Origin of the sequence: Winogradskyella rapida, from assembly GCF_042675845.1 — a bacterium.
Taxonomy (GTDB): domain Bacteria; phylum Bacteroidota; class Bacteroidia; order Flavobacteriales; family Flavobacteriaceae; genus Winogradskyella; species Winogradskyella rapida.
Genome location: NZ_JBHTKM010000063.1, coordinates 265249 through 289197, shown reverse-complemented (window position 1 = coordinate 289197; position 23949 = coordinate 265249). Strand labels below are relative to the sequence as shown.

Genomic DNA, 23949 nt, shown 5'->3' with positions numbered 1-23949 from the left:
GATGCCAAAAATATTGATCATAGAAGACGAAGCGGCAATCCGTAGGGTATTGGTGAAAATTCTTTCTGAAGAGAACGATACCTATCAAGTTGAAGAAGCTGAAAATGGATTAGTCGGAATTGAAAAAATAAAGAATAACGATTACGATTTGGTGCTATGTGATATTAAAATGCCAAAAATGGATGGGGTTGAAGTCTTAGAAGCTGCTAAAAAGATAAAACCTGAAATCCCAATGGTTATGATTTCTGGTCACGGCGATTTAGATACAGCTGTGAATACCATGCGTCTTGGTGCTTTCGATTATATATCAAAACCACCCGATCTTAATAGGTTATTAAATACGGTACGTATCGCATTAGACCGAAAAGAACTTGTCGTTGAAAATAAAATGCTGAAAAAGAAAGTCAGTAAAAATTATGAGATGATAGGGGAGAGTGACAGTATTGATCGTATTAAAAACATGATTGATAAAGTGGCCCCAACCGATGCAAGGGTGTTAATAACTGGACCTAATGGTACCGGAAAAGAACTTGTGGCGCATTGGTTACATCAAAAAAGTGAGCGTTCTAAAGGGGCTATGATTGAAGTAAATTGTGCGGCAATCCCTAGTGAGCTTATTGAGAGTGAATTATTTGGTCATGTTAAAGGCGCTTTTACCTCTGCAGCAAAAGATAGAGCGGGGAAGTTTGAAGCCGCTAACGGCGGTACTATTTTCTTAGATGAAATTGGCGATATGAGTCTTCCAGCTCAGGCTAAGGTATTGAGAGCCTTACAAGAAAACCGTATTCAACGTGTAGGAAGTGATAAGGATATTAAAGTCAACGTCCGAGTGGTGGCGGCGACCAACAAAAACCTTAAAAAAGAAATTGAAGCCGGGAATTTTAGAGAAGATCTATACCACCGTTTAGCCGTGATTTTAATTGAAGTTCCAGCCTTAAATGAAAGGCGTGAGGATATTCCGTTACTGATTAATTATTTTGCTGAAAAAATATCTAAAGAACACGGAACAGCGAAAAAAACATTCGCTGATAAGGCGATTAAACTACTACAAAATTACGATTGGACAGGAAACATCCGAGAGTTAAGAAACGTTATAGAGCGTCTTATCATTTTAGGAGGAACTGAGGTTAGCGAAGCCGATGTTAAGGCCTTTGCTTCTAAATAGTAGTTTTAAAATGACTAGGGTTTTGTACCTATTCTGTTTTAGATATTAAAATGTTTAGGTTGAATTCTAAAGCGTATAACGACCAATAAATATTATAACTAGTTAAAAGGCTGACCTCGTGTCAGCTTTTTTTTAGTTTAGCGAAACCCTTCAGTTTTTAAAAGAATCTAAGCCCATCGAGCTTCTTAAAGTTGTAAAATCTTTTTATATTTAAATAAATCTTAAGCACCATATGAAAGCGATTAAAATAGATGATTTTAAAATCTCATCTCCTATAAAAATAAATGAATTGCCAACTTCTTTTGATTTAGATGAAAGTGAAAAGAAGATCGAAAAGAAACTCCGAAAGGTCAGTGAAGATCTGGCAGAGATTCAGAATAAAATGTATGCTCACGGTAAATATGCGGTGTTATTTTGTATTCAAGGAATGGATACCGCAGGAAAAGACAGCTTAATTCGTGAAGTGTTCAAAGAGTTTAACGTCAGAGGAATTGTGGCACATAGCTTTAAAAAGCCTACCGATTTAGAACTCAAACACGATTATCTTTGGAGGCATATCAAGGCCTTACCCGCAAGAGGAAAGTTTGGTATTTTCAATAGAACTCATTATGAAAATGTACTCGTAACAAGAGTGCATCCAGAATACCTGATGTATGAAAATCTTCCGGATATAAATTCCGTAGATGATGTTGATGAAGATTTTTGGGAGAAACGCTTTGAGCAAATCAATAATTTTGAAAAACATATTGCGGATAACGGAACGATCATTTTTAAATTCTTTTTAAATATCTCTAAAGACGAACAAAAAAATAGATTGTTACGACGTTTGAATAAACCGAGTAAAAATTGGAAGTTCTCGCCAGACGATTTAGATGAGCGCGAATGTTGGGATAAATATCAAGCCTGTTATGAAGCGGCAATTAATAAAACCTCTAAACCCCATGCGCCTTGGTATAATCTTCCTGCCGACGATAAGCCTACGGCACGCTATATCGTGGCTAAAATTTTATATGATACGCTTAAAACCTATACGGATATTAAAGAACCAGAGTTGCCAGATAGCCAAAAAGCAAAAATTGATGACTATAAGGCGCAGCTCGAAAATGAGTAAAGCCGTATTTCAAATTATGTAGAAAATAGTAATACTAAGAAGTGAACACAACCGGTAATGCAAATTATCGGTTGTGTTTTTATCAAGCGTTAAGGAGTCGGTGTTATAAACGTTCTTCAGACTCTGAGGGCAGAGATTTTCCGTACTCTTTTGTATAAATGCGCACTAAAGCCATAAAAATACTCACTAAAAGTGGCCCGAAAATTAAACCAATAAATCCGAATAAAGGAACCCCAACAATAACCCCAATAAGGGTAATTAAAGGATGTACATCATCGAGTTTTTGAAGCACATACAAACGAATAATATTATCGGTACTTCCTACCACCACAATACCGTAGATTAGTATACCCCAAGCTTGAAAGCTATCGCCAGACGATAAGCTTAGAATAAAAACCGGGATGATCCCTACAAAAGTCCCTATAAAAGGAATCATAGAGCCTATAGTGACAATGACAAACCAAAAGAAGGGCTCTTCAATGCCAAAAATTAAAAATCCAATTAAAGCAATAATTCCCTGAGCTATAGCCACCAAAGGAATACCTATGGCATTAGATTTTACCATAGCCTGTATTTCACGACCTATTTCACTAAGGTTCTCCGTGTTCATGGGGATATAAGAACGTAAGGACTCTCTTAGTTTTGTACGGTTGGTGAGCATAAAGTATAACATAAAGTACATTAAACCAATGGCGATAAAGAGATTAAAGGTGTCTCCAACCATGGTTTGTACATTGTTAGAAAGCCATGAGGTAACGGCTTCGGTATCAATTTGAGAATTAATATCTATACCCGTTTTAAACTTAACACGTCCAATTTGGGTTTTAAAAGCTTCTATAACGCGCTCACTATTACTGGCAAGATCAGAAATCTTATTCACCAACATAATCCCAAAGCCCGATAAGGGAATCATCACTAATATAAAGGAGCCCAACATTAAGCTTAAAGCGGCTAATGGCGGTTTCCATTTGTATTTGGTCACCAAGCGCTTCATAATTTTTCGTAGAAGGATATAAAAAGTAATTGCGCCTAAAACCCCACTCAAATACGGTAACATTTTACTAAAAATTAAACTTCCACAGAGGACGATTAAAAGTAAAACAAATACTTGACGGATGATTTTAGGCGCAATTTGATTCATAGAGTTAAGGTTTAAAACCACTCAAAGATAGTTTTAAAACCTTAATACGCTGTGCTCTAATTACACAAAACTTTAACGCAATTCAAAGCGATTATAAGGCAATCTCAACCTGATTATTTAAGATATCATCAAAGGTTTCGCGTTTTCTAATGAGATGCGCATTCCCTTTATAAAGTAAAACTTCAGCAGGTCTGTAACGCGAATTATAGTTGCTAGCCATAGAATAACAGTAGGCTCCCGCATTTTTAAAGCAGAGAATATCACCTTCATTAATTTCAGAAATACGTCTGTTATTGGCAAAAGTATCCGTCTCACAGATGTAACCTACAACCGAGTAAAAACGTTCTCGACCCTTAGGGTTACTAATGTTTTCAATATCATGTTGAGACCCATATAACATTGGGCGGATAAGGTGATTAAAACCAGAATCTATCTGTGCAAAAACCGTAGAAGTGGTTTGTTTCACCACATTCACTTTCGCTAAAAAGACACCTGCTTCACTCACTAAGAATTTTCCAGGCTCAAAGGCTAAGGTTAATGGTCTACCGTATTCTTTACAGAATTGGTTAAAACGTTTTGATAATTTTTCGCCTAATTCTTCAATATTGGTTTCAATATCTCCTGTTTTATAAGGCACTTTAAAGCCTGATCCGAAATCTATAAACTCTAAGGTTTTGAAATTTTTAGCCGTTTCAAATAAAATTTCACTCGCATATAAGAAGACATCAATATCAAGGATATCACTCCCGGTATGCATGTGAATCCCGTTAATATTCATCTTGGTATTTTCTACAATACGGAGTAGAAGTGGTATTTGATGAATAGAGATTCCAAATTTACTGTCTATGTGTCCAACAGAAATGTTAGTGTTCCCACCAGCCATAACATGAGGGTTAATACGAATACATACTGGAATTTTTGGATGCTTCGTTCCAAATTGCTCCAATATAGATAGGTTGTCAATATTAATTTGAACCCCTAATTTAGCCACGGTTTCAATCTCTTCTAAAGAGACGCCGTTGGGCGTAAAAATGATGTTTTCAGGTTTAAATCCGGCTTTTAATCCTAAGTGAACTTCTTGGATAGACACGGTGTCAATACCAGAACCAAAAGAATTAAATAATTTTAATATCGAAATATTAGAGAGCGCTTTAACGGCATAATTCAGTTTTAAAGACTTTACCTTACTAAATGCTTTGGTTAATCGTTTGTACTGAAATTCGATTTTTTCGGCGTCATAGACATATACAGGACTCCCGAAATCCTTCGCAATTTGTAATAAGGTGTTTTGTTCCATCTTTAAAATGTTATATTAGGGTTCTTGGACTTTTTTAGGCAAAAATAATTCTAATCCTTATGTAAAACATAGAAATGTGAAAAAATTGTTATTTTTGCACAAAATGTTATATATATAACAATATGAAAACAATTGCATCCTGTGTTCAAGAGATTATTGTCTCAAGTCCTTTTTTAGAAGAAGGCTTATCGCGTCAGATCATTAATTTTTCGGCTTTAGCGAAAGACTTAAACGAGCCCATTTCAAAAATGTTGCGTAAACCTGTTAAAGATGGGGCTATTATGATGGCCTTGAGGCGCTTTCAGCAACCGATAAACCTTGAAAATAAAGACCGATTAAAACGGGCTTTCCATCAACTAGGAGATATTACTGTACGTTCTAATTTAAGTGATTTTACGTTTCAGAATTCTAAAACGTTAATCAACAGTCATTCTAAAATTTTAGAACGCATCAGTGCCAATCATCAGATTTTTTATGCCTTTACGCGAGGTATGTTTGAGAGTAATATTATTATTTCAACTTCAGAAAAAGAGCATATTCTAAAAACGTTTAAAAACGAAACGCAAATAGGATCTCAAGATAAATTATCGGCCATTAGTATCTATTTACCCAATGGAAACTCTAAAGTGGTCGGCTTATATTATCAAATATTTAAGCGTTTAGCTTGGGAAAATATAACCTTGTATGAAGTGGTTTCTACCACAAACGAGTTTACCGTAGTGGTTGAAGATTACTTAGTTGACAAGGCTTTTTCGGTGATTAAAGATTTAAAAATTTAAGATTAAAACGGCGCTATTAATATTAAGGAGAAGTCCTGCTTTTTAGCAAAACCACTAGAGTTTAAATCTCTAAGAAAATTTATTGCTAAAAACTATTAGTATGCTTATTTTTGTCCGACCAATAAATTTCTGATAAAAAATGAATTTACACGAATATCAAGGAAAAGAATTATTAAGCAGTTTTGGCGTACGTATTCAACGTGGTATTGTAGCCCAAAGTGCTAAAGAAGCTGTAGAAGCAGCTAAGCAATTAACAGCTGAAACAGCTACAGGATGGCATGTGATTAAAGCACAAGTTCATGCAGGTGGTCGTGGAAAAGGTGGTGGAGTAAAATTGGCCAAAAACCTTCAGGAAGTTGAAGACATTGCAGGACAAATCATAGGAATGGATTTGGTAACACCTCAAACTTCTGCGGAAGGTAAACGTGTGCACCAAGTTTTAGTTGCTGAAGATGTTTATTATCCTGGTGATTCTGAGCCAGAAGAATACTATATGTCTGTATTATTAAACCGTGGTAACGGAAGAAACATGATTATGTATTCTACAGAAGGTGGAATGGATATTGAAACTGTTGCTGAAGAAACACCACATTTAATTTTTACTGAAGAAATCGATCCTGCAACAGGTATTTTACCATTTCAAGCACGTCGCGTAGCCTTTAATTTAGGTTTATCTGGTGTTGCTTTTAAAGAAATGACAAAATTTGTTACAGCTTTATATACAGCTTACGACAAGTCTGATGCGTCTTTATTTGAAATTAATCCTGTTTTAAAAACAAGTGATAGCAAAATAATGGCTGTTGATGCTAAAGTAACTTTAGATGCTAACGCCTTATATAGACATAAAGATTTAGCTGAATTACGTGACTTACGTGAAGAAAACCAGATTGAAGTTGAAGCCGGTGCTTTAGGTTTAAACTATGTAGACTTAGACGGAAACGTTGGGTGTATGGTAAATGGTGCTGGTTTAGCTATGGCAACTATGGATTTAATTAAGCAAGCTGGTGGTGAACCTGCAAACTTCTTAGATGTAGGAGGTACTGCTGATGCGGCTAGAGTAGAGGCGGCTTTTAAAATTATTTTAAAAGACCCTGCTGTAAAAGCCATCTTAATTAACATCTTTGGTGGTATTGTACGTTGTGACCGTGTGGCACAAGGAGTTATTGATGCTTATAAAAACATGGGGAATATTAATGTTCCTATCATTGTACGTTTACAAGGAACAAATGCAGACATCGCTAAAGAATTAATTGACAATTCTGGTTTAGATGTTATGAGTGCAACTGAATTCCAAGAAGCGGCAGATAAAGTTCAAGAAGTATTAGCATAAGCTAATAGACTTATAAGTTGAAAAACTTAAAAGGTTATATAAATAAAAAGAGCAACAGTAATGTTGCTCTTTTTTTTTATTTAGAAGGTTTTGCAGGCTTTTTCTTTGGTAGCGGACCTCTTAAATGAATAATTAATCCGTTGAGGAAATTTCTTAAAATTTGATCGCCACACTCCATATACTTCGGATGATCTTCATTTCTAAAGAGCGCATTTAATTCACTCTTAGAGATTCTAAAATCTACGAGTTCTAGAATTTTTACGATATCATCGTCACGTAGCTTGTGGGCTACTCTTAATTTTTTAAAAATGTCGTTGTTAGTCATAAGCTGTAAATTTCGTTCTGTAGCCATACAGAAACGTTTAAAAGATAGTTATACGGTTTCGCGCAGTTGGTTATGTTAAGATTTCAAAATGCCTCATTATACAGAGGTAGGGCAAAGGTACGTTTTAATCGTAAAGCCATTGGTAAGCAGTTCCAAAATTTGAAGCCCATAATTGCTCATTATGTTGTCCGCCTTCAATAATCCGCTGTTCTAGCTGTTCGTCCTTTAAACCTTTAGATTTTAGTAGGTGAATCATAGCCTCCATTTTAGGAAGCATGGTCTCTCCTTCATCCGTACCCGCTAAAAAGTATAATTTTGTGGTTTTTGGGAGTTCAATAGACCTTACAAAGGTAAAAATTTCAGGATTGATCCAGAACGCAGGCGAAAATACACCGGCTTTACCGAAGGTCTCAGGGTATTTCATAGCTGCATAGAAGGAAACTAAACCACCTAGAGACGAACCAAAAATGGTTGTATGTTCAGCATCGGAAAGGGTGTTGTAGGTCGAATCAATCTTAGGTTTTAAGTTGTTTTTTATAAATTCTACATAGGCTTTACCTTGGCCACCGCCATAAGTTGCATTCTTGTAGGGGGTTAATTCTTCAATGCGTTTTTCGTTGCCGTGTTCTATGCCAACAATAATACTCTCATGTTCATTTAAACCGTTTAGATATTCGTCAATTTTCCATTCACCCGCATAAGAAGTTTCAGCATCAAATAAATTTTGAGCATCGTGCATATAAATCACAGGATACGCTTTTTCCGATTTTGAATAATTTGTAGGTAAATACAACCAAATTTTTTTCGTGGTTTCTAATTGAGGAACTTCAATAGTAAACGTTGTAATGTTCTTATTATCAGTAGTTTGACTCGTTAGCTGTAGCGAAAAGAAAATACATATAAATAAGAGTAAAGGCTTCATTATCATGCTTTAAGCATCAATTTATTTTGATAAACGTTTAATATCACCGATTAAGTACGTTCAATTTTTCGACAAGATACATTATATCAACGACAATAAAATCTACCATCTATTTAACTTTACAATAAAATAAAAGCTTTGAATCATGACAAATCGTATTGAAAAACTAAACTTACTTTCTGAAATGATAGCCTTTGCTCAAACTGAAGATCGTATTGAGACTTTTGAATATCATTTCTTATATAGTATTGCCAAACAGTTAGATATTTCTAAAGCTGATTTTCAATACTTGTTAGATCATCCTGTAACCAACGTACATTTAAAATCCCATAGTGAGCGCATTGTGCAGTTTCATAGATTAGTGCTTCTTATGGATTTCGGCGAGCACATCAGTTCTAAGCAGTGGGTTAAAATTCACAATTTTGGACTTCGTATGGGTTTAAGTCATGAGTCTATAAACCGCGTCTTAGATCTTATGGAAAGTTTTCCCAATAACATGGTGCCCGCAGATTTTCTAATCGATATTTTTAAAGTGCACTATAATTAATCGGGTTGAAGTTCTTGATAAATAGGTTTTAAATTGATATAAACAACAATCTTTTACCTATTGAACATTACAACGCCGCTTTCTCTATCTCTTATTTTACGTTCTCTAATTTACTTTGGTAGGCTGTAATTTCATCTCTAAAACGTGCCGCTTCTAAAAAGTCTAAGGCTTTCGCGGCCTGCTCCATAAGCTTTCTCGTTTCTCTAATTTTCTTTTCGAGTTCCCCTTTTGTTAAGTATTCACTTTCAGGTTCTGCTGCAATTTTAGCGTCCAGTTCGGTTTTGTAGGTACTCACCGAATTTTGACTCAATGTACTGTTTAAACTCTTATTTAATGCCTTAGGAACAAGCTTGTGTTTGGTGTTATAGGCAATTTGTTTTTCACGTCGGTAGTTGGTTTCACTGATGGTTTTTTCCATACTTTTCGTGATTTTATCCGCGTACATAATCGCTTTACCTTCCAAGTTTCTAGCGGCTCTACCCACAGTTTGAGTTAAGGATCTTGCTGAACGTAAGAAACCTTCTTTATCAGCATCAAGTATAGCAACTAAAGAGACTTCTGGTAAATCTAAGCCTTCACGGAGTAAGTTAACTCCAACCAAAACATCAAAGACCCCTTTTCTTAAATCTTGCATGATTTCTACACGTTCTAAGGTGTCTACATCACTATGAATATAGCGTGTTCTCACTGATATTCGCGTGAGATATTTGGTTAACTCCTCAGCCATACGTTTCGTTAAGGTGGTGACTAAAGTCCGTTCATCTTTCTCGACACGCATTTGGATTTCTTCGATTAAATCGTCAATTTGGTTTAAGCTTGGTCGGACTTCAATGATAGGATCGAGCAAACCCGTAGGACGGATAACTTGCTCTACATAAACGCCATCGGTTTTTTGCATCTCGTAATCCGCAGGCGTGGCAGATACGTAGATCACTTGATTTTGTAAAGCTTCAAACTCTTCAAATTTTAAAGGTCTGTTATCCATAGCAGCAGGCAGACGGAATCCGTAATCCACAAGGTTGACTTTCCGACTTCGGTCACCTCCATACATGGCATGGACTTGAGAAATGGTTACGTGACTTTCATCAACCACCATTAAAAAATCATCGGGGAAATAATCTAATAAACAGAAAGGGCGTGTCCCTGGGCGACGACCATCTAAATAACGCGAATAATTTTCAATTCCGGAGCAATACCCCAATTCTCTAATCATTTCCAGATCAAATTCCGTACGCTCCTTTAAACGTTTTGCTTCGAGGTGTTTTCCTATATCTTTAAAATAATCGTACTGCTTTACTAAATCGTCTTGTATATCTTTTATCGCCCCATTTAGGACATCGGGTGATGTTACAAACATGTTGGCAGGGTAGATATTTAAACGGTCGTAGCGTTCTATAATTTCATTGGATCGCGCATCAAAAGCTTCAATTTCTTCAATCTCATCACCAAAAAAGTGAATGCGGAAGGCATGGTCGGCATAACCAGGAAACACATCTACAGTATCTCCTTTAATTCTGAAATTTCCATTTTTAAAATCTGATTCGGTTCTCGAGTATAAACTTTGAACGAGTTGGTGTAAGAGTTTGGTTCTAGAAATAACCTGATCGCGTTCAATAGAAATGACATTTTTCTGAAATTCCACCGGATTACCAATACCATAAAGACAAGATACAGAAGCGATAACTATAACGTCGCGACGACCTGAAAGTAGAGAGGAAGTGGTACTTAAACGCATCTTCTCTATTTCCTCATTAATAGATAAATCTTTTTCGATATAAACTCCAGATACCGGAATGTAGGCTTCAGGCTGGTAATAATCGTAGTAAGACACGAAATATTCTACCGCATTATCTGGGAAAAATTGTTTAAATTCAGAATAAAGTTGTGCCGCTAATGTTTTGTTATGAGCTAAGACCAAAGTTGGTCGTTGCACTTCTTCAATAACATTGGCTACTGTAAACGTTTTTCCGGAACCCGTCACCCCCAAAAGGGTTTGGTATTTTTCATTGTCTATAATTCCCTTAGCCAATTTTTTTATGGCTTGGGGTTGATCTCCTGTAGGTTTGAATTCAGACTCAATTTTAAATCGCATAATGCAAAGTTACAATAATGCGCTTATAATATTAAGTAGAAAGACGTTACAATGCTGTTAAAAGTAGAATAGGCCTAAGGCTGTCTTTTTTTAATGTTTCAATGCAAAATGCCCTCTTAGTTGTTCTCCAGTTTTTAAGGTAATCAGGTACCAAAAATCATTGGCTTCTAATAAATGCCCCTTGTAAAAACCGTCCCACGATGATGTTGTAGGAATAAGTTGGGTGATAAGTTTACCGTAACGGTTAAAAATTAAGATTTCTTTTACCACTTGATTACGATCAATAACTCTCCAATAATCATTTACCGTATCGCCATTTGGTGTGAAAAATGGCGGAATGATAAGGTCAAAGGTGATATTAAACGCTAAAGATTTAGTGATACAACCATTGGCATCAGTGACATAAAGGGTATGAGCGCCTTCGGCTAAGTTGGTAAATACGTTTGAAGTCTGAAAACTTGAATTATCTACAGCATAACTATAATCTAGCGTAAGATCCGTCATGTTTACCGTAAGGGTGTTATTGCTTAGTGCAATGTTTGATGCCTCTAGGGTAAAATCAGTAGAAGGAAGAATCTCAATTGTAAAGTTGGATTCGTTCGTACAATTGTCTGGCGCCGTTCCTACTTCATTATAAATATAAAGGATTTGAGAACTTGTAATGACATCACCAGAAAAAAGAGCTGTTCCTGAACCGTTGGTGCCGGTGTAATAATTCCCATCCGTTAAGCTCGGTAAGGTGTAAGACGCACAAACCGTTTGGTCCGCTAAGGTATCAACGTTTACAGTACCGTTGACAATGACCTCAAAACTAGATTCGTTGGTACAATTGTCCGGTGCCGTTCCTACTTCATTGTAAATATAAAGCGTTTGAGAACTTGTAATACTATCCCCAGCAAAAAGAGCTGTTCCTGAACCGTTGGTACCGGTGTAATAATTTCCGTCTGTTAAGCTCGGTAAGGTGTAAGACGCACAAACGGTTTGGTCTGCTAAGGTATCGACGTTTGGAGTACCGTTGACAATGACCTCAAAACTAGATTCGTTTGAGCAATTGTTAGGTGCCGTTCCTACTTCATTATAAATATAAAGGGTTTGAGAACTTGTAATGACATCGCCGGCAAAAAGAGCTGTTCCTGAACCGTTAGTACCCGTGTAATAATTTCCGTCTGTTAAGTTTGGTAGAGTGTAAGACGTACAAACGTTTTGGTCCGCTAAGGTATCAACGTTTGGAGTACCGTTGACAATAACTTCAAAACTAGATTCGTTTGAGCAATTGTTTGGCGCTGTTCCTACTTCATTATAAATATAAAGGGTTTGAGAACTTGTAATAATATCCCCAGCAAAAAGAGCTGTTCCTGACCCGTTAGTACCCGTGTAATAATTTCCTTCTGTTAAGTTTGGAAGAGTGTAAGACGTACAAACGTTTTGGTCCGCTAAGGTATCAACGTTTGGAGTACCGTTGACACTAACTTCAAAACTAGATTCGTTTGAGCAATTGTTTGGTGCTGTTCCTACTTCATTATAAATATAAAGCGTTTGAGAAGTTGTAATGATATCGCCAGCAAAAAGTGCTGTTCCTGTACCGTTAGTACCCGTATAATAATTTCCATCCGTTAAGGTTGGTAAAGTGTAAGACGTACAAACCGTTTGGTCCGCTAAGGTATCGACGTTTGGATTTTCTACAAAGAGTTGAGCCGCATTGGATACTAAAGTACAACTCGATGTGGTCATTTCGCAATAATACTGTGTAGCATGTAAAGCTAGTGTCGCATTTAAAACTGTAAGCGTACTCGTCTGACTTCCTTGATAGGTAGCGTTATCCGTAAGGTTAACCCAATTGCCAGAAGCATTGAGGTAGTTCCATTGGTAGGTCGCACTCCCTGAATCTTCGTTAGCGGTGAAGGTTGCTGTTCCGTTTTCGCAAATACTGACTGAGCTTGGTTGAGTTAGGTTTGGTGTATTATCTGGAATAGGATTGGCTGTATGAGAACCTAAATTGGCACAATTTTCATTAGAATCAATAAACCAATCACTTATATCGTAAGTGGTTTGAGGGATCGGGGCATTGGCATTTCTAATGACCGTATAACCTCTTTCGTCAGGAGAATTAACCACATCAATAAGAACACCGTTATTGTAAAGTTTAAATTCATCATTATCATTAATTCCGGTAGAAATATTGAAATCGACATCTAATGGGCTACAGTTATTACCACTTCCCATTTGTATTACAAAGGTGTCCATCGGTGGAATTGTTCCTGTAATTTGGTCAAACGTGTTGTTTGGTGTCGCATTCCCCACATCTCCATATCTCACAATGACATAATTGTTATCAATGACTACTGGTGAAGCACTTGGATTGTAGAGTTCTATTACCGCGTAATCTCCGGAATAAGCATCATAAATTTCAGAAATATAAATATCAGCTGTGCTACAATCCGATTGAACCAATGTAAAGGTGTCGGATGATGTCCCTACACAACCGCCGTTGCTTTCTATTAAAATATTAGCATTGCTCGTAAGTCCTGAAGGGATAAATGCTGTTATTTCTGCATCGTTAAGCACGGTGAACGCCATATCGATGCCATCTATAGATACTGTAGCAGCACTATTAAAATTGCTTCCGGTAATGGTGATTAGGGTATTCTCAGGACCACTTAAGGGCATGAAGTTATTAATTATAGGAGCAGGACAGAGGTCAAGTTTCGTGTTGTGATCTAAGTCCGTTACTGCTGAAATAATATTTGTGCCGCATAAACACAATATAAAAAGACACAGCGTTAATAAATTAATACGTTTCATTACTTTAAATTAAGGTGAAAAATAGAATGCTATATTATTTATTGAGATAAACCCAACCTGTAAAAGATCTTGAGTTTGCTCCAGTTTCATTTAATTGTAGTACATAAAAATAAGTGCCTACAGGAAGCGTTTTATTGGTTTTTAACAGCCCTCTATTAGCGCTTCCATACCACTTATTGTTATTATTACCTTCAAAAATTAAACTGCCATAACGGTTATAAATTTTTAGGTTATGATTAGGGAACACATCATATAAACCTTGTATGTTGAACCAATCATTTTTACCATCGTTATTAGGAGAGAACCCTTGAGGGATAAAGAGCGCTTCCGTTAGTGTTGAAATTTCAAAATCAATAGATTTTATAACACAGCCATTAGCATCTTGAACATATAAGGTATGTAACCCATCCGCTATAGAAGTTATTACAGCGTCGGTTTGAAAATCAGCATTATCAATCGCATATAAATACGATATTGAACTGTCTGTCATGGTCACGGTTAGCGTGTCGCCGTTAATAGAAATGTTTGAGGTATCTAAGGTGAAATCGGTTGCTGGATATACCGTAACTTCAAAATCACTTTCCGATGAACAATCGTTTGAAGACGTACTGTCCGAATTAAAAATATAAACGACCTGAGAGGTGAAAAGGAGGTCTCCCGCAGTTAATGCTGTGCCTGTACCATTAGGCCCAGTATAGTAGCTACCATCGGAAATACTAGGAAGCTCAAATTGTCCACATACAACTTGGTCTTCAAGCGTACTCACGGCAGGTGCTTCATTTATAGTAACGGTAAAACTCGATTGGTTAGAACAGAAGTTAGGTGCCGTTCCTACTTCAGTATAAATATAAATAGTTTGAGAACTTGAAATGATGTCACCTGCAAAAAGTGGGGTCCCCGTACCGTTGATGCCTGTATAATAATTACCATGAGTTAAAGATGGTAAAGAATAAGTTAAACAAGCCGTTTGGTCAACTAGGTTATCCACTTCCGGATTTAAAACTTCTAATAAAGCGGCATGAGAAACGAGGCTACAATTTGTAGAGGTGATTTCGCAATAATATTGTAAACCATTAAAACTAAAAGGCGTATTAGCGATGCTTAATGTATTGGTGCTCACGCCAGAATAATTACTATCGTTACTAAGGTTTGTCCAATCGCCAGCACTATTTAAAACTTTCCATTGGTAGGTATAACTTCCGGTGTCAACAGAAACCGAGAAAGTTGCGGTTTCATTTTCGCAGAGGCTTACTGAGTCGGATTGGCTTAGTGTTGGAGAAGCGGCATTATTATTAGCAGTATGCGTTCCTAAATCGGAACAAGTTTCGTTATCTAAATATAACCACTCACTGATGTTAAAGGTGGCACTCGGCGCAGCAGCATCAGCATTTCTAATAAATGTATAACCAATATTATCTGCGGTATACATCACATCGATAACGCTTCCGGTTTTTACAAGTCTAATTTCGTCATCTTCATTAATCCCTGCACTAACAGTAACATCTGCAGAAATACCACTACAAACATTACCTGTACTTCCCATTTCAATACTATAAGTACTCAAAGCTGGGATGCTTCCTGTTAACGGGATTGTGGCACTCGGAGTCGCATTTCCGATATCACCAAAACGTTGTATTTCATAAACGCCGTCTACATCCACAGCAGTACTCGTTGGATTATACAATTCTATAACGCCATAACTTCCGCCATTAGAGTCATAAACTTCAGAGATATAAATATCACCCGTTGTACCACAGGTATCATTTATTAAGGTGAAATTATTAGTTGTGGTGGTTGAACAACCTCCATCAGTCGTTAATGTAATGGCAGAAAAGTCTGAAATACCTTCGGGAATGGTAATGTTTATTTCTGAATCGTTTATAATGGTAAAACTAGCAGTGATACCGTTGAAATCTACGGTTGAAAGCGTATTAAGTAAACTTCCGTTTAAGGTGATCTTTGTGTTTACAGGACCTGTTTCTGGACTAAAGCTTGAAATGATTGGTGCCGGACAGTTAAGGTTTTCAACTTCTTTAAGCGATACATTAGACGCATAGCTAAATAAAGCACTATGAGACAATAAGACAAGTTGAACGAGTAATACGATTGATTTTTTCATTTTATTTGGGTAAAAATAGTCGGCAAAAATATGTAATAAAATTCGTTTATTTGTTAACTAACGGTTACGTTAATCTTCTTGGGTTTTAGTTTGGTTTGTATGTTTCTGTTAGTTAGTTGATTACGGGTTTTATGGGTAGTTTTGTGATGTTAAAAGTCGGGAAGAATCCCTAACTATAGAGGATAGGCTATTTTTTAACATCTTTTGGTATTTATGGTCACTTAGAGATATGTATCTTTGCCATCCCTTAAAAATTAAAATGACACTTAAGAATCAAGCCCTTATACTTGCACTCTTCTTTACCTTGTGTACTTATGCCCAAAGTATTTCAGTTGATAGTGCCACTTACACTGCTCAACAACTTATAGAAGATGTCCTTATTGATAGTAATTGTATTTCCAATGTTATTGTGACTAACGTTTCAGGTGGAAATTTTAATGGTTCTGATGAGAGTTATGGCTATTTTGATGCCACCGGAACAAACTTTCCTTTTCAAAGTGGCGTGGTCTTAAGTACAGGAAGACTTCAAAATGTGCCAGGACCTAACCTTAGTCTTAGTGATGACGATGCCTCCAATTGGGAAGGAGACTTAGATCTAGAGTTTGCACTTAATGAAACCAATACGACCAATGCTACTATTTTAGAGTTCGATTTTACTTCGGTAGCCTCAGAAATAAGTTTTAGATATATTTTTGCTTCGGAAGAATATCAAGAAGGCAATGCCAATAGTTGTGTTTATTCCGATTTATTTGGGTTTTTAATCCGTCCCACTTCGGTTCAGCAACAATATGAAAATATCGCATTAGTGCCTGATACGAATACGCCTGTAAAAGTTACCACTGTAACTCCGGGTGTTAATGGCGCTTGTCCTCCTCAAAATGAAACCTACTTCGGAAATTATAACGACGGAAATGCGGTGATCAATTTTAATGGTCAGACGGCTGTGTTAACGGCAACAGCAAATGTTATTCCTAATGAAACCTATCATGTAAAACTCGTAATTGCTGATGAACAAAACTACCGTTACGATTCGGTGGTGTTTTTAGAAGCAGGAAGTTTTCAACTGTCTACAGATTTAGGACCTAATCGTTTATTAGCGACTCAAAATGCGCTTTGTGAAGGCGAAACTTTAGAGCTTACGGTCAACGAAGTCGGGTCACCATCTTACGATTGGTATAAGGATGGAGTTCTTGTAGCTTCAGAAGCAAGTAATTGTGTAAACTGTGGATCTTATACCGTTACAGAAGCGGGGACTTATACCGTTGAAGTTGGTTTGGCCAATGGCTGTATTTCTTACGGAGAGATTGTTGTAGAATACAGTGCCTTGCCTGTTGGAGCGAATGCCGTTTTAGTCGCCTGCGATAGTAATGACGATGGCTTATCTACCTATAATTTATTTGAAGCTTCTAATGAGCTTACCAATTTTGATAATGGCGTAAATCTTATTGATTTTTTCATGTCTGAAGCCGATGCGCATAGCTATACAAATCCGATTCAGGATGCTCAAAATTTTCAAAATACGGTACCTTCTCAGATTGTTTACGGCTATATTGTAAACAATGCGAATTGTTATAATGTTGTAGAATTAGAGTTACAGACCTCTCAGAACACTTTGAATATTCCCGATTTAAATGGCTGTGATGGTGATGAGGTTGATGGTTTTGCTAATTTTGATCTTAGTGCTATTGCAACGTCGGTTGAAAATCAAATTCCTGCGGGAGCAAGTCTGTCGTATTACGAAACAGAAGCCGATGCGTTTAGTGAAACGAATGCCTTACCTATAAGTTACGAAAATACTACGGCTTATAATCAAACGATTTACGTAAAGGTTAATAATGGGAGTCAATGTTATAGTATTTCTGAAGTCGCATTGCAGGTGGTTTACACACCACAGTTAATTCCTGATGAAACCCTTGTGTATTGTACCAATTTATATCCTGAAACGCTTACACTTTACGGTGGAGTAAGCAATGACTTACCTAATAATTATTATTACCAATGGTGGTTTAACGGTGCGCTAACGGAAGTGAACACAACCTTTAATGCTATTAATGAACCGGGTGTTTATACCGTTGTGGTTACAGATCCAAACGGATGCTCTTCAAGCAGAACTATTACGGTGACGACCTCAAATACGGTGGTTATTGAAAGTGTATCAATTACCGGTGTAGCGCCAAATAACAGCGTTACCATTAATGTTTCAGGCGATGGTGATTATGAGTTTTCTTTAGATTCAGAATTTGGACCTTACCAAGAGGATCCAGTTTTTACTAATCTTGCTGAAGGATTTTATACTCTTTATGTGAGAGATTTAAATGGTTGTGCAACCATTTCACAAGAACTATCCGTATTAGGATTTCCTAAATTCTTTACCCCTAATGCTGATGGCGATTCAGATTATTGGGGCGTGGTAGGAGATTCGTTTGTTAGGCGTTCTTTAGAATCGGTACATATATTTAACCGCTACGGAAAATTAGTTAGTGTTTTAGATGCGAATCAGCAAACTTGGGATGGTACGTTTAATGGTAAAGCACTTCCAAGTGATGATTATTGGTATGTCGCCTTGTTGGAAAATGGTAAAAAATACACCGGACATTTAGGGTTAAAACGCTAAGTTGAGCCCTTTACCGTCGTAAAGCAAAATTACCACGCACATCAAAAGAGGTGTTGCCTTGTCTTATTTCGGCTAAGAACCAATAATCATTAGCCGGCATATTACGGTTGTTATAAGTGCCATCCCAGCCGGAAGATTCCGAATTTAATTGATAGATGAGCTTGCCGTAACGGTCAAAAATATAGACTTTACTTCCTGGTAAGGTTTCAATTCCTACAATATGCCACGTATCGTGATGGGTATCGCCATTCGGTGTGAAAAAAGGCGGGGCATCCACCACAACCACTTCTTTAGTCACTTCAGCACAGCCATTCAAATCTATTACCGTAATGGTGTGGTAGCCTAAGGTTACATTTTCAAAAGTATTGGAGTCTTGTGGTTCTCCATCATCCAATATATATTGGTAATTGCCAATACCACTAATGGTTATCGTGATGTTGTTAGGGTCTGAAAAATCTACAGTTTCTGTTAGTTCTATTGTGGCCGATGCCGATTCTATAACTTCAAAAGTACTTGTGGTGGTACATCCAAATTCCGAAGTAACAGTAACAGCATATGTTCCGATTTCTGTAATTTCTAGACTAGAATTGCTGCTATTGTTAGACCATAAATATTGATCTGTATCGAAAAAGGTTTCTGCGGAAACGATTAAAGGGAGGTTATCAATGCAAACCACTTGTGTTGGTATAAACACATAAGGTTTTCGGTGTACCACCAATGAAAAATTGACCAAACTATAACAATGGGTGAGATTGTCTTCTACACGTGCGGTTATTATTTCGTTGTTATAGCCTATATAAGAATTGGCATCTAAGGGGTTGCTGTTTTCATGGGCGTCTAAGAGCGAATTAAAATATGTTACACTGTAATTTAGGGGATTTTGAAATCCTAAAATACTTGCAGTTTGCGTATGTAATGTAAAATTGAACGCTCCGTCGTAATCGTCATCACAAACCTCAAGGTCTTCAGGAGTAAGGGCCAAGGGAACAGGATTGATTCGGAGTTCAAACGGATAAATTACATAACAATGTGTGGTGCTATAGGCGACACGTGCAAATAATTGGGTGGTGGAATCCGTGTAAGTGTAAGGTGATTCTAAAGCGTTGGTCTGGGTTATGGCATCTGTTTCTGAGGCGTAATAACTAATAAGCACGTTAAAATTGCTATCCACGATTCTAGTATTTATTGTGTTTAAATCGAAGGTTTGCGTGTCGTTATCACAGAGTTCAATACTTTGAAAGGTATTTATTGGTGGTGGAAGGTTGACATATAATTCCAACGTGACACTAGTATAGCAGTTTGCAACCGTATCTAAAACTTTGATATAAACCGTTTGAGGATTGCTCGTATTGCTATAGTTTTCAGGATTTGAAATGGCATTGAGATCGTTTTCTAAATCGGTTACAGTTTCAAAATAACTAATAATATGGTTAGGGTTGCTTGTTTCAAAGAGTTCGCTTTGCGCTGTGGTTAAATCAAAAGGAGTTTCGCCATCATAATCCGTATCACAATACACTAATGGTTGTGGCGTGTTAGGATGTGGATTTACTCTTAGTATAAATTCCGTAAGGTTATAGCAACCCGTCGTATTATTTTCAATTCTAACCCAAATAACTTGTGTGTTTGTTCCTAAATAGGCATTAGTTTCAATAATAGGATTTTCATTGATTTCTGCATTGTTGAGCGTTTCAAAGTAACTTACATCAAAATCATTGGCGTTTTGTGTCCCTAAAACTGTTGAAGTCTGAGATTCTAAATTAAAATAGGCCGACCCGTCGTTGGTCACATCGTCACAGGCTTCTAATGGGTCTGGTAAATTTGCAACCGGCAAAGGGTTAATTATAAGATCAAACGGATAGGTGCTATAACATCCGGTAAGCGCATTTGTAACTCGGGCCACAAAAGCATGCGATGTTTCCGTGTAGTTATAGATAGGCGGTAAGGGGTTGCTATTGGTTTCTGCATCGCCCTGATTATTATGATAAGTAAAAATGAGATCCGTAGTAAGATCTGTAAGGTAGCTGTCTACGTTAGAAAAATTAAATTCGGCGGCAGGATGATCACAAATTTCTACCGTTTCAAAATCATTAAGCAAAGGCGGTAGGTTGACGATTAAATCTAAAGGAACAATCACAAAACAATCGCTAACGGTATTATTAACTTTAATATAAACCGTTTGTGGTGTGGTGCTATTTTGATAATTGTGTGGAGTGATAATTGGGTTTGTATCCGCCTCTAAATCGTCAACAGTTTCAAAATAGGAAACCTCAATATTGTCTTGTCTCACATCTAAAATATCAATTTCAGAAATGGTTAAATCCCAAGTGACTATACCATCATAATCGGTGTCGCATTGTTCTAAAGGTATTGATGGATTTACAACAGGTGCTGAAATTACGGTGATTTCAAAAGCGGAAATTCCTTGACAGTAGGTGCCGTTAGAAATCCGTGCATATAGCTCTTGAGGATTGGTAGTATTGGTAAATTCAAAAGGTACAGGATTGCTATTAGATTCGGCATCAAACTGAGACAGATGAAAACTGACCTCTAAAATTTCTGGACTTCCCGTAACAATTTCATCAATTTTTACATTTAAATCTACGTTAGCAACACCGTCATTACTGATATCATCACAGACTAAAAATGCCGTTGGAGGTGTGAAAATAGGTAGGGAACCAACTTCTAATTCAAAGGAAGAGGTCCCAAAACAGTTGGAGTCGGTGAGGTTTTCTACACGGACATAAATAGTTTGTGGACCTGAAGTATTGTTATAAGCCGTGTATTTGTCAATATAGTTGGTACCCGCAATAGCATCGGCTTCGGTTTCGAAATACAAGACCTGTTTCCCTGTTTGTCCATTGAGAATTTCTTCATCCTTCAAATAGAAATAAAAGTCGGCTACCCCACTAATATCAGCTTCACAATTTTGAAAATTTGAAATCGGAATAAATTCAGGAATGGTATTTACATAAACGTAAAAGCCAGAAAGATTAGCGCAGCCACTAGACTCGTTTGCTACGCGTGCATAGATATACGTCGTTTCAGTGGTAAAGTTATCTGCATTGCTAATGGCGTCTTCGGGCGCACCTTCTAAAGCTAAGTTATAATCCTCATAAAAGGAAAAGTTTAACCCGTTAGTATCGCTAACCATTTCTGGAATTTTAGAGGTCAAATCTACCGTGGAGCTTCCGTCATTATCATCATCACAAACAATAATGGCCTCAGGGTAAAAAATGGTTGGAGCCCCTACAATATTAACTTGGAGTGTAGAAATATCGTAACATTCCGTTTGGGAGTTGGTTACTCGGATATAAAACAATTGCGGATTGCTACTGTTATAAACATAATCGGGTAGAATATTTTCATTATTAATAGCGTCTTCTTCCGTAAGGTAATATTTTACGTTGGCCGCTTGCACACCTTGACTTGCTGTACTATTAAACGTATCCATAATTAAGGTGGTGAAGCCATCATCATCTTCGTCACAATAGTCATACGTTTGCGGACTTAACACAATAGCGGGAGAAATTTCTAAAGCAATATCAATATAGTCTTCACAAACCCCTGAACTCGCAATGGCATAAATTGTAGTGCCGTAATTAGAAACCGTAAAAGGAATGGTTTTATCTATAGGATTGGTTAAATTATCTCGATCCTCGGGCGTCAAGTAAAAGGAGAAATCAAATCCTGGATACCCGTTAGAAATATCCCATTGCACCTCAACAAGATTAAAATCGGCAATACCATCGTCTGAAACATCATCGCAAACGATAACGGCATCTTGGGAAAATCCGGATTGAATAATACTGCTAAACAATTCCAAATTAACTACCGCATAACAGCCTGTTTCAGGATCTTGTACACGGATATAAAGGAGCTGATAATAGGGCGATGTATTTTGATAATTTTCAGGATCCTCAATGGGATTGATATTATTATGCCCATCATATAAGGTGATATGAAAACTGACGTCTAAACCTGTGGCACCTTGTAAAACGCTGTCAATAATACTTGTTAAATCGAAAGTCTCTAAGCCATTTTCACTTTCGGGCGCACAGGCTCCAACCCATTGATCGTTGAGGTTAATCGGTGGCGTATCTTGAAATTGAACGTCGATCGTAGTAGTGGAATAACAGCCTGTTGTACTATCGTATATCCTTACATATAGCGTTTCGGAAGTGTTGAAATTGGCGTAAGGCGAAAAAATAGGATTACTTCCTAAATCGGCCTCCGGAAGCGAGTAATGATACGTGATATAGAGGTTATTATTGCCGTTGATGATCTGATCATTTGCAAGGTTTAAATCCACAAGCGTATAACCGTCTAAAGTTGGGTCTTCACAGGCAATGATGGGATCGGGATCTACATAATCGGGTTTCTGATTGACCACTAAATTAAACGTAGAATAAGCTAAACAACCGTTAATAGCATCTTCAATTCTTACAAATATGGGTTGTGGTGAGCTGGTATTTTCAATCGGTGTGGTTATAGGATTGTTATTATTTAGGGCATCCTCATTAGAGTAGTGATAACTAATGAGGTAATTTGAAGGCGGAACAGAGGCCAGGACCTCATTGTTTTTAGCGGTAAGATCAAAAGTTTCAACGCCATCATTAGAAGGATCATCACAATAAATAAAATCTGAAATTTGTGTGGAGGCTTGTTCTGAATTTAAGATAATGTCCACCACATCTTCAATAACACAAGACGTGCTGCCAAGTTGTATGGTTACCTCAACCTTGTAGGAACCGGTAGCTGTTGCTTCAAAATTACTAGCATTTGCGCCATCAATTAAGGTATCGTCTTTATACCATTGATAGGAGGCTTGAGGGTTTTGAATATCACCATTAAGCATCACCGAATCCCCACAGGTGGAAATGTCAGGGCCTAGGTCTACATTCGCATTAAAACTATTCCCTTCAATAAATACGGCAGAATCAAAGTTTTGATCGCTTTGATCTGCAATTACCAATTTTATTTCATATTCTACATTGGGCATAATGGCAGCAGTAGCGGTAAGCACTACCGTTCTTCCATTATAATTGGTGTCTCCTACATTATAGCCTTCAAAATAGGCTTCGTTGGCGGCAGAACACCAAGTTTCAATTTCGTCATGAACGGTATTGGTATTTACAGGTGTAGATGTTCCGGGAATTAATGCAATATTATTAAACGGGTATGAGGTCCCTGCTTCGCGTATTAAAAAGGCGAAACCATCAGAATAAAAACAGGGATATTCTTGTTGGTATTCCTCTGAAGCTAACAAATAATTAAATTGAATTTGATTGGCAACAGAAATAAAGTTAAACTGTATGGAGGTTGCATTTAAGGTATTAGAAATGTCCAATGCATTTTCTAAATCGGTATCCGTCAGCCAAGCATCATCACCTTCATTTAGCGGACTTGCATTTAAGGTGTTTCCGGCAGAATTTACATTACCAGTGGTAAGTACAATACCGTTAAGAAAAGGAAAGTCCGAGTTGCCCCGTTCAAAAAAGCCATAGCTATTAAAGCCGTTAATAGAACCGTTTACTGTGGAAGCAATATTTGAAATTTCTACACAATTTTGACCTAAGTTGTCTTGAATAAGTTGCTCTAGAGGAAGTGAATCGTCAGTTGTAATTTGTTGGCCATAGGTGTAAACACAAACACTAAAACAAATGATTAAACTGAATATGTAATTTATTTTCACCATACACAATAAG

14 protein-coding genes are annotated in these 23949 nt (G+C 37.1%); 6 read left to right on the top strand and 8 right to left on the bottom strand.

Annotated elements, in window-relative coordinates; genetic code table 11:
- The first annotated feature begins 1 nt into the window (after position 1).
- Positions 2 to 1165 carry a sigma-54-dependent transcriptional regulator gene (locus ACFQ13_RS08705; protein ID WP_386116300.1) on the top strand — a complete coding sequence of 388 codons (1164 nt, stop codon included), beginning with the start codon at positions 2 to 4 and terminating at the stop codon, positions 1163 to 1165.
- A gap of 232 nt (positions 1166 to 1397) precedes the next feature.
- Positions 1398 to 2276 carry a PPK2 family polyphosphate kinase gene (locus ACFQ13_RS08700; RefSeq protein WP_386116298.1) on the top strand — a complete coding sequence of 293 codons (879 nt, stop codon included), beginning with the start codon at positions 1398 to 1400 and terminating at the stop codon, positions 2274 to 2276.
- 103 nt (positions 2277 to 2379) lie between these two features.
- Here ACFQ13_RS08700 and ACFQ13_RS08695 read toward each other — a convergent pair whose 3' ends face one another.
- Together ACFQ13_RS08695 and lysA are read right to left on the bottom strand one after the other, a co-directional pair.
- Positions 2380 to 3417, bottom strand: coding sequence for an AI-2E family transporter (locus ACFQ13_RS08695; RefSeq protein ID WP_386116296.1), 1038 nt, complete (start codon positions 3415 to 3417; stop codon positions 2380 to 2382).
- Between the two features lie 91 nt (positions 3418 to 3508).
- Positions 3509 to 4714: a diaminopimelate decarboxylase gene (gene lysA, locus ACFQ13_RS08690; RefSeq protein WP_386116294.1), complete on the bottom strand. Its 1206-nt coding sequence runs from the start codon at positions 4712 to 4714 to the stop codon at positions 3509 to 3511.
- Positions 4715 to 4836: 122 nt separating this feature from the next.
- Here lysA and ACFQ13_RS08685 point away from each other — a divergent pair, with 122 nt between their 5' ends.
- Both ACFQ13_RS08685 and sucC read left to right on the top strand, forming a co-directional pair.
- Positions 4837 to 5493 (top strand): hypothetical protein, encoded by a 657-nt coding sequence (locus ACFQ13_RS08685; protein WP_386116292.1) that lies wholly within the window; start codon positions 4837 to 4839, stop codon positions 5491 to 5493.
- 139 nt (positions 5494 to 5632) lie between these two features.
- Complete coding sequence (gene sucC / locus ACFQ13_RS08680; RefSeq protein WP_114308869.1) at positions 5633 to 6823, top strand: ADP-forming succinate--CoA ligase subunit beta; 1191 nt, start codon at positions 5633 to 5635, stop codon at positions 6821 to 6823.
- 76 nt (positions 6824 to 6899) lie between these two features.
- Here sucC and ACFQ13_RS08675 read toward each other — a convergent pair whose 3' ends face one another.
- Together ACFQ13_RS08675 and ACFQ13_RS08670 are read right to left on the bottom strand one after the other, a co-directional pair.
- A complete protein-coding gene (locus tag ACFQ13_RS08675; protein WP_114309682.1) occupies positions 6900 to 7148 on the bottom strand; it encodes a DUF1456 family protein in 249 nt (82 codons plus the stop codon).
- 124 nt (positions 7149 to 7272) lie between these two features.
- Complete coding sequence (locus ACFQ13_RS08670) at positions 7273 to 8070, bottom strand: alpha/beta hydrolase (RefSeq protein WP_386116289.1); 798 nt, start codon at positions 8068 to 8070, stop codon at positions 7273 to 7275.
- A gap of 145 nt (positions 8071 to 8215) precedes the next feature.
- Between ACFQ13_RS08670 and ACFQ13_RS08665 the strand changes: the two genes are divergently transcribed.
- Positions 8216 to 8617, top strand: coding sequence for a TerB family tellurite resistance protein (locus ACFQ13_RS08665; protein WP_114308871.1), 402 nt, complete (start codon positions 8216 to 8218; stop codon positions 8615 to 8617).
- A gap of 91 nt (positions 8618 to 8708) precedes the next feature.
- On the opposite strand, the gene uvrB is transcribed toward ACFQ13_RS08665, so the two are convergent.
- The 3 genes from uvrB to ACFQ13_RS08650 all read right to left on the bottom strand — a co-directional run bounded on the left by uvrB (position 8709) and on the right by ACFQ13_RS08650 (position 15630).
- Positions 8709 to 10709 (bottom strand): excinuclease ABC subunit UvrB, encoded by a 2001-nt coding sequence (gene uvrB / locus ACFQ13_RS08660; protein WP_386116286.1) that lies wholly within the window; start codon positions 10707 to 10709, stop codon positions 8709 to 8711.
- Between the two features lie 90 nt (positions 10710 to 10799).
- Complete coding sequence (locus ACFQ13_RS08655; protein WP_386116283.1) at positions 10800 to 13511, bottom strand: T9SS type B sorting domain-containing protein; 2712 nt, start codon at positions 13509 to 13511, stop codon at positions 10800 to 10802.
- A gap of 34 nt (positions 13512 to 13545) precedes the next feature.
- Complete coding sequence (locus tag ACFQ13_RS08650; protein ID WP_386116281.1) at positions 13546 to 15630, bottom strand: T9SS type B sorting domain-containing protein; 2085 nt, start codon at positions 15628 to 15630, stop codon at positions 13546 to 13548.
- Between the two features lie 259 nt (positions 15631 to 15889).
- On the opposite strand from ACFQ13_RS08650, the gene ACFQ13_RS08645 reads away from it, so the two are divergent.
- A complete protein-coding gene (locus tag ACFQ13_RS08645; RefSeq protein WP_386116278.1) occupies positions 15890 to 18244 on the top strand; it encodes a T9SS type B sorting domain-containing protein in 2355 nt (784 codons plus the stop codon).
- A gap of 10 nt (positions 18245 to 18254) precedes the next feature.
- On the opposite strand, the gene ACFQ13_RS08640 is transcribed toward ACFQ13_RS08645, so the two are convergent.
- A complete protein-coding gene (locus ACFQ13_RS08640) occupies positions 18255 to 23939 on the bottom strand; it encodes a T9SS type B sorting domain-containing protein (RefSeq protein WP_386116276.1) in 5685 nt (1894 codons plus the stop codon).
- Positions 23940 to 23949 lie beyond the last annotated feature (10 nt).

Excerpts from the sequence above, each read along its gene's own strand:
- ACFQ13_RS08705 (WP_386116300.1), top strand. The coding sequence starts at position 2 with ATGCCAAAAATATTGATCATAGAAGACGAAGCGGCAATCCGTAGGGTA.
- ACFQ13_RS08700 (WP_386116298.1), top strand. The coding sequence starts at position 1,398 with ATGAAAGCGATTAAAATAGATGATTTTAAAATCTCATCTCCTATAAAA.
- ACFQ13_RS08695 (WP_386116296.1), bottom strand. The coding sequence starts at position 3,417 with ATGAATCAAATTGCGCCTAAAATCATCCGTCAAGTATTTGTTTTACTT.
- lysA (WP_386116294.1), bottom strand. The coding sequence starts at position 4,714 with ATGGAACAAAACACCTTATTACAAATTGCGAAGGATTTCGGGAGTCCT.
- ACFQ13_RS08685 (WP_386116292.1), top strand. The coding sequence starts at position 4,837 with ATGAAAACAATTGCATCCTGTGTTCAAGAGATTATTGTCTCAAGTCCT.
- sucC (WP_114308869.1), top strand. The coding sequence starts at position 5,633 with ATGAATTTACACGAATATCAAGGAAAAGAATTATTAAGCAGTTTTGGC.
- ACFQ13_RS08675 (WP_114309682.1), bottom strand. The coding sequence starts at position 7,148 with ATGACTAACAACGACATTTTTAAAAAATTAAGAGTAGCCCACAAGCTA.
- ACFQ13_RS08670 (WP_386116289.1), bottom strand. The coding sequence starts at position 8,070 with ATGAAGCCTTTACTCTTATTTATATGTATTTTCTTTTCGCTACAGCTA.
- ACFQ13_RS08665 (WP_114308871.1), top strand. The coding sequence starts at position 8,216 with ATGACAAATCGTATTGAAAAACTAAACTTACTTTCTGAAATGATAGCC.
- uvrB (WP_386116286.1), bottom strand. The coding sequence starts at position 10,709 with ATGCGATTTAAAATTGAGTCTGAATTCAAACCTACAGGAGATCAACCC.
- ACFQ13_RS08655 (WP_386116283.1), bottom strand. The coding sequence starts at position 13,511 with ATGAAACGTATTAATTTATTAACGCTGTGTCTTTTTATATTGTGTTTA.
- ACFQ13_RS08650 (WP_386116281.1), bottom strand. The coding sequence starts at position 15,630 with ATGAAAAAATCAATCGTATTACTCGTTCAACTTGTCTTATTGTCTCAT.
- ACFQ13_RS08645 (WP_386116278.1), top strand. The coding sequence starts at position 15,890 with ATGACACTTAAGAATCAAGCCCTTATACTTGCACTCTTCTTTACCTTG.
- ACFQ13_RS08640 (WP_386116276.1), bottom strand. The coding sequence starts at position 23,939 with ATGGTGAAAATAAATTACATATTCAGTTTAATCATTTGTTTTAGTGTT.